This is a genomic window from Pedobacter frigoris, from assembly GCF_032678645.1.
GTDB lineage: Bacteria > Bacteroidota > Bacteroidia > Sphingobacteriales > Sphingobacteriaceae > Pedobacter > Pedobacter frigoris_A.
The window spans coordinates 1-1,221 of record NZ_JAVTSP010000016.1; the positions used below are offsets into that span (position 1 = coordinate 1).

3 protein-coding genes are annotated in these 1,221 nt (G+C 36.7%); all 3 read right to left on the reverse strand.

Annotated features, from left to right (window positions below; all coding sequences use genetic code 11):
- Window positions 1–108: 108 nt before the first annotated feature.
- Window positions 109–288 (reverse strand): hypothetical protein, encoded by a 180-nt coding sequence (locus tag R2Q78_RS21820; RefSeq protein WP_316794736.1) that lies wholly within the window; start codon window positions 286–288, stop codon window positions 109–111.
- A 27-nt stretch (window positions 289–315) separates the two neighbouring features.
- Window positions 316–609 carry a GIY-YIG nuclease family protein gene (locus R2Q78_RS21825; protein ID WP_316794737.1) on the reverse strand — a complete coding sequence of 98 codons (294 nt, stop codon included), beginning with the start codon at window positions 607–609 and terminating at the stop codon, window positions 316–318.
- Between the two features lie 73 nt (window positions 610–682).
- Complete coding sequence (locus tag R2Q78_RS21830; protein WP_316794738.1) at window positions 683–1,087, reverse strand: virulence RhuM family protein; 405 nt, start codon at window positions 1,085–1,087, stop codon at window positions 683–685.
- Window positions 1,088–1,221 lie beyond the last annotated feature (134 nt).

Sequence of the window (1,221 nt, forward strand, 5' to 3'; positions counted from 1 at the left end):
CAGAAGGAGTTGACAAGGTATTTGACCGAGTCAACTCCCTGTCAACACCTTGTTAGATCCCTGTCAAAAGTTTGATAAAGTAAAACGGTGTATTTTACTGGAGTAAGTTTAATTATTTGAGTTTATTAGATTTACAATCACTTTCACCATAATGTCTTTTTCTTCTGCTTTGCTTTCGGCGATCATCAGTGTGAGTGCAACCAATGCATTATCTGCAATGCGTTTCGAACCGTCAATGGCATAAAGTATTCCGTTTTTGTCAGGATGTTTTGTCTTCCATATCTGCATTTTGTCATCCAGAACGAAGTGAAGGATCTAATCTTCGTCATTTAAGAATTTCCAGTCTTTGTTCTCTGCAGATATCAACGCATCTTTTTTAGCGCGGGACCAACCTTTTATTTCTTTTTCACGGTCAATTGCCTGATCAATATATTGATGGTGTTCAAAATACACCAAATAATAGCATTTGTAACGGCTTGTAAACGAGGTTTGTTTACTGCCGTTTTTGTGTTCTTCCAGTCTTGCAGAGAGATCATTAGTAACACCGGTATATAATACGCTTCTTTTGATATTAGTCAGGATGTAGACGAAGTAGTTGTGGTCACGCATAGCTGGGTGTGTTAGTAAATTAGATTCTTCGCTGGCTTTGTCATCCCGAGTTTCGAGGGATCTAGATTCTTCACTACGCTCTGAATGACAAAAAAGCTCTGAATGACAAAAAAGCTCTGAATGACAAAAAGCGCTCTTTGAGTACTTTGTTGGCCCAGATGCGGAATTGGGTACCTCGTTTGGAGTTGACACGATAGCCAACGGAAATGATCAGATCGAGATTATAGTGATTAATCTCTCTTTTAATAGTTCTTGACCCTTCAGTTTGAACTTGTGCAAATTTTGCACAAGTTGAAGCCTCGTCTAATTCGTCTGTTTTGTAAATGTTCTTGATGTGTTTCGTGAGAGACGTTCGATCTGTTTCGAAAAGCTCGGCTAAATCGTACTGGCTTAACCATACGGTTTCGTTTTCTAGTTTTACATCAATTGCTGTTTGTCCATCTGTGGTTTGGTAGATGATGATCTGATCTGTCTGCATAATTTTTATGGTTTTTTTAATAAATAATCTGTGTAAATCTCCTTCAGATTATTTATAAAAACCACCTTTACAAAATAAATTTATTTTTTTTAAAATATTGATATTCAGTTTGATATATTGATTTTTCGGACAGA

Excerpts from the sequence above, each read along its gene's own strand:
- R2Q78_RS21820 (WP_316794736.1), bottom strand. The coding sequence starts at position 288 with ATGCAGATATGGAAGACAAAACATCCTGACAAAAACGGAATACTTTAT.
- R2Q78_RS21825 (WP_316794737.1), bottom strand. The coding sequence starts at position 609 with ATGCGTGACCACAACTACTTCGTCTACATCCTGACTAATATCAAAAGA.
- R2Q78_RS21830 (WP_316794738.1), bottom strand. The coding sequence starts at position 1,087 with ATGCAGACAGATCAGATCATCATCTACCAAACCACAGATGGACAAACA.